The organism is Thioalkalivibrio sp., from assembly GCF_007692535.1.
Classification (GTDB): domain Bacteria; phylum Pseudomonadota; class Gammaproteobacteria; order Ectothiorhodospirales; family Ectothiorhodospiraceae; genus Thioalkalivibrio.
In genome coordinates this window covers 1-4656 of the sequence record NZ_REBW01000196.1, presented here as the reverse complement: position 1 = coordinate 4656, position 4656 = coordinate 1, and the positions used below count along the sequence as shown (strand labels likewise).

Below are 4656 nucleotides of genomic sequence, written 5' to 3'. Positions count from 1 at the left end.
AATCCCTGCTCGGCGGTGTCGTGGTCCGTGCCGGCGACCTGGTCATCGACGGGTCGGTGCGGGGACAGCTGAACCGTCTTGCCGCCAATTTGAGTCGCTAAGAGGAAACAAGCAATGCAACTGAATCCTTCCGAGATCAGTGATCTCATCAAGCAGCGCATCGAGAAATTCGAGGTGGGCTCGGAGGCCCGGACCGAGGGCACCGTGGTCAGCCTGACCGACGGCATCTCCCGCATCCACGGTCTCGGCGACGTGATGCAGGGCGAGATGATCGAGTTCCCCGGCGACACCTTCGGCATGGCGCTGAACCTGGAGCGGAACTCGGTGGGCGCGGTCGTCCTGGGCGACTACAAGCACATCACCGAGGGCGACACGGTCCGCTGCACCGGCCGCATCCTCGAGGTGCCGGTGGGTCCCGGTCTGCTCGGGCGCGTGGTCGACGCGCTGGGTCGGCCGATCGACGGCAAGGGTCCGGTGGACTCCGACATGACCGCGCCGATCGAAAAGATCGCCCCCGGCGTCATCGAGCGCCAGTCGGTCTCGCAGCCGCTGCAGACCGGCCTGAAGGCCATCGATGCGATGGTTCCGATCGGCCGCGGCCAGCGCGAGCTGATCATCGGCGACCGCCAGACCGGCAAGACCGCGGTGGCGGTGGACGCGATCATCAACCAGATCCGCAGCGGCGTGAAGTGCATCTACGTGGCGGTGGGCCAGAAGGCCTCCTCGGTCGCTGGCGTGGTGCGCCGCCTGGAAGACGCGGGAGCGATGGAACACACCATCATCGTCGCCGCGAACGCCTCCGAGTCGGCGGCGATGCAGTTCATCGCCCCCTACGCCGGCTGCACCATGGGCGAGTACTTCCGCGATCGGGGCGAGGACGCCCTGATCGTCTACGACGACCTGACCAAGCAGGCCTGGGCCTACCGCCAGGTGTCGCTGCTGCTGCGCCGGCCGCCGGGCCGCGAGGCCTACCCGGGTGACGTCTTCTACCTGCACTCGCGCCTGCTGGAACGGGCCTCGCGGGTCAACGTCGAGTACGTCGAGAACTTCACCAACGGCGAGGTCACCGGCAAGACCGGCTCGCTGACCGCGCTGCCGATCATCGAGACGCAGGCCGGCGACGTCTCTGCGTTCGTGCCGACCAACGTGATCTCGATCACCGACGGCCAGATCTTTCTCGAGACCGACCTCTTCAACGCCGGCATCCGGCCGGCGATCAACGCCGGTCTCTCGGTGTCGCGCGTCGGCGGCGCCGCGCAGACCAAGATCATCAAGAAGCTCGGTGGCGGCGTGCGTCTGGCGCTGGCCCAGTACCGCGAGCTGGCGGCCTTCTCGCAGTTCGCCTCCGACCTCGACGAACTGACCCGCAGGCAGCTCGACCGCGGCAAGCGCGTGACCGAACTGATGAAGCAGGGGCAGTACTCGCCGATGTCCATCGGCGAGATGGGCTTCTCGCTCTTCGCCGCCAACGAGGGTTTCCTGGACGACGTCGACACCGACAAGGTCGTGAGCTTCGAGCGCGCGCTGCTCGACTACCTGCGGTCGTCGCAGAAGGCGCTGCTGGACAAGATCAACGATTCCGGGGACTACGACTCCGAGATCGAGGCGTCGATGCGCAAGGCCCTGGAAGAGTTCAAGGCCAAACACAGCTGGTAACGGGGGCACGCAATGGCGGGCACAAAGGAAATCCGGACTCAGATCAAGAGTATCAAGAGTACTCAGAAGATCACCAAGGCCATGGAGATGGTCGCGGCGTCGAAGATGCGCCGCGCACAGGACCGCATGGAGGAATCGCGCCCCTATGCCCGGAAGATCCACAGCACCATCGGCCACGTCGCGATGGCGAACGCCGAGTACCGGCACCCGTTCATGATCGAGCGCGAGGTCCGGCGCGTGGCGCTGATCATCGTCTCGACCGACCGCGGGCTCTGCGGTGGTCTGAACGTGAACCTGTTCAAGAAGGCCGTGGGCGAGATGCGGCGCTTCCGCGACGAAGGTGTCGAGGTGGATCTCTGCCTGTTCGGCAACAAGGCGCTGGGCTTTTTCAAGCGCCTGGGCGGCAACATCATCGCCGAGGCGACCCACCTGGGCGACCGGCCGCGCATGACCGATCTCGTCGGTGGCATCAAGGTGGTGCTGGACGGCTTCCGTGACGGGCGCATCGACCAGGTGCTGCTGGTGGAGAACAAGTTCATCAACACCATGACCCAGCAGCCGGTGGTGTCCCAGATGCTGCCCACGGCACCCAGCCAGGAGCAGGAACTGAAGCACCACTGGGACTACATCTACGAGCCCGACACCCACCCCGTCCTCGACACCCTGCTCGAACGGTACGTGGAGTCCATGATCTACCAGGCGGTGGTCGAGAATGTCGCCTGCGAGATGGCGGCGCGCATGGTGGCGATGAAGTCGGCCTCCGACAACGCCGGCTCGCTGATCAAGGAACTGCAGTTGATCTACAACAAGGCCCGTCAGGCCGCGATCACCCAGGAGATCTCGGAGATCGTCGGCGGCGCGGCCGCCGTCTAGCAGCGTCGTGCGGCGGCGCGGTCGTTCCGCGCTCCCGGCATTGGCCCCGCGCCCAGGCAAGAATTACCGACTTAGAGGATTGCACACATGAGTTCTGGAAAGATTGTCGAAATCATCGGCGCCGTGGTCGACGTGGAGTTCCCGCGCAACGCCGTGCCGAAGATCTACGATGCCCTGCATCTCGCCGAGACCGACCTGACGCTGGAAGTGCAGCAGCAGCTCGGCGACGGCATCGTGCGCACCATCGCGATGGGGACCACCGACGGGTTGAAGCGGCAGATGGAGGTCACCTCCACCGGCAAGGCGATCCAGGTCCCGGTCGGTGTCGAGACCCTCGGGCGGGTGATGGACGTGCTCGGCAGGCCCATCGACAACGCCGGGCCGGTCGAGGCCAAGGAGCACTGGTCGATCCATCGCTCCGCGCCCGCCTTCGACGAGCAGGCGGGTTCCACCGAACTCCTGGAGACGGGCATCAAGGTCATCGACCTGCTCTGCCCCTTCGCGAAGGGTGGCAAGGTCGGCCTGTTCGGCGGCGCCGGTGTCGGCAAGACCGTGAACATGATGGAGCTGATCCGCAACATCGCCATCGAGCACAGCGGCTATTCGGTGTTTGCCGGCGTCGGCGAGCGGACCCGCGAGGGGAACGACTTCTATCACGAGATGAAGGAGTCGAACGTTCTCGACAAGGTGGCCCTGGTCTACGGCCAGATGAACGAGCCCCCGGGCAACCGCCTGCGCGTCGCACTGACCGGCCTGACCATGGCCGAGTTTTTCCGCGACGAGGGCCGCGACGTGCTGATGTTCATCGACAACATCTACCGCTACACGCTGGCCGGGACCGAGGTCTCGGCGCTGCTCGGGCGCATGCCCTCTGCAGTGGGTTACCAGCCGACGCTGGCCGAGGAGATGGGCGTGCTGCAGGAACGCATCACGTCGACGCAGAAGGGCTCGATCACCTCGATCCAGGCGGTGTACGTGCCGGCGGACGACCTGACCGACCCCTCGCCCGCAACGACCTTCGCGCACCTCGATGCGACCGTCGTGCTGTCGCGCCAGATCGCCGAACTCGGGATCTACCCGGCCGTGGATCCACTGGATTCCACCAGCCGCCAGCTGGACGCGAACATCATCGGTCACGAGCACTACGACACCGCCCGCGCGGTGCAGAACACCCTGCAGCGCTACAAGGAGCTGAAGGACATCATCGCCATTCTCGGTATGGACGAACTGTCCGAGGACGACAAGCTGCTGGTGTCCCGGGCGCGCAAGATCCAGCGCTTCCTGTCCCAGCCCTTCTTCGTGGCCGAGGTCTTTACCGGTTCGCCCGGCAAGTACGTGTCGCTGAAGGACACCATTCGCGGTTTCGCCGCGATCGTCGCCGGCGAATACGATCACCTGCCGGAACAGGCTTTCTATATGGTAGGCTCGATCGAAGAGGCTGCTGAAAAGGCCGAGAAGCTGAAGTAAGGAGCATTTGCCATGGCCATGACCATTCACGTCGACGTCGTCAGCGCCGAGGAGTCGATCTACTCGGGAGAGGCGTACATGATCGCCGCCACCACCGAGGTCGGCGAGGTCGGGATCTATCCCCGCCACACCCAGCTGCTGGCGCGCCTGAAGCCGGGCGAACTGCGCATCCGCGAGACCGAGGACGGTGAGCCGCAGCGCGTGTTCGTCTCCGGGGGCATCCTCGAGGTGCAGCCGCACGTGGTCACGGTGCTTGCCGATACCGCGATCCGCGCCAAGGATCTCGACGAGGCCGAGGCCATGGAGGCCAAGCGCCGGGCGGAGGATGCGCTGGCCAACTCGAAGGCCGATTTCGACTACGCCAAGGCCCAGGCCGAGCTGGTCGAGGCCGCGGCGCGACTGCAGATGATCCAGAAGCTGCGCCGATCCAACTGAGCGTGGTGTCTGCACAGCCCCCTGCACAATGTGTCTATGGAGCGCGGTGGCTCGCCGCCGCCTTGGGCGTTGTGGGCAGCCCGGGCGCTCCAAAGCGGAAGCAAGCTTCCGCACTCCATAAAGGAATGGTTCGTGCTCGCATGGCGCGCTAGTGGCATCCCGGCATGACTGACGCGAAGGCTCCCCTGCACGTGGTCGTGCTTGCCGCCGGCAAGGGCACGCGCA

General features: G+C 65.5%; 5 protein-coding genes. All 5 read left to right on the top strand.

Annotated features, from left to right (window positions below; genetic code table 11):
* The coding region (locus EA346_RS11540) for a F0F1 ATP synthase subunit delta (RefSeq protein ID WP_296758725.1) at positions 1 to 101 on the top strand (101 nt) is incomplete at its 5' end.
* Between the two features lie 13 nt (positions 102 to 114).
* A complete protein-coding gene (gene atpA, locus EA346_RS11535; RefSeq protein WP_296758724.1) occupies positions 115 to 1656 on the top strand; it encodes a F0F1 ATP synthase subunit alpha in 1542 nt (513 codons plus the stop codon).
* A 12-nt stretch (positions 1657 to 1668) separates the two neighbouring features.
* Positions 1669 to 2529 carry a F0F1 ATP synthase subunit gamma gene (gene atpG, locus EA346_RS11530; RefSeq protein ID WP_296758723.1) on the top strand — a complete coding sequence of 287 codons (861 nt, stop codon included), beginning with the start codon at positions 1669 to 1671 and terminating at the stop codon, positions 2527 to 2529.
* An 87-nt stretch (positions 2530 to 2616) separates the two neighbouring features.
* Positions 2617 to 3996, top strand: coding sequence for a F0F1 ATP synthase subunit beta (atpD, locus tag EA346_RS11525; protein WP_296758722.1), 1380 nt, complete (start codon positions 2617 to 2619; stop codon positions 3994 to 3996).
* Positions 3997 to 4008: 12 nt separating this feature from the next.
* On the top strand, positions 4009 to 4431 hold the full coding sequence (locus tag EA346_RS11520; protein WP_296758721.1) for a F0F1 ATP synthase subunit epsilon: 423 nt from the start codon (positions 4009 to 4011) through the stop codon (positions 4429 to 4431).
* Positions 4432 to 4656: the final 225 nt, after the last annotated feature.

Excerpts from the sequence above, each read along its gene's own strand:
- atpA (WP_296758724.1), top strand. The coding sequence starts at position 115 with ATGCAACTGAATCCTTCCGAGATCAGTGATCTCATCAAGCAGCGCATC.
- atpG (WP_296758723.1), top strand. The coding sequence starts at position 1,669 with ATGGCGGGCACAAAGGAAATCCGGACTCAGATCAAGAGTATCAAGAGT.
- atpD (WP_296758722.1), top strand. The coding sequence starts at position 2,617 with ATGAGTTCTGGAAAGATTGTCGAAATCATCGGCGCCGTGGTCGACGTG.
- EA346_RS11520 (WP_296758721.1), top strand. The coding sequence starts at position 4,009 with ATGGCCATGACCATTCACGTCGACGTCGTCAGCGCCGAGGAGTCGATC.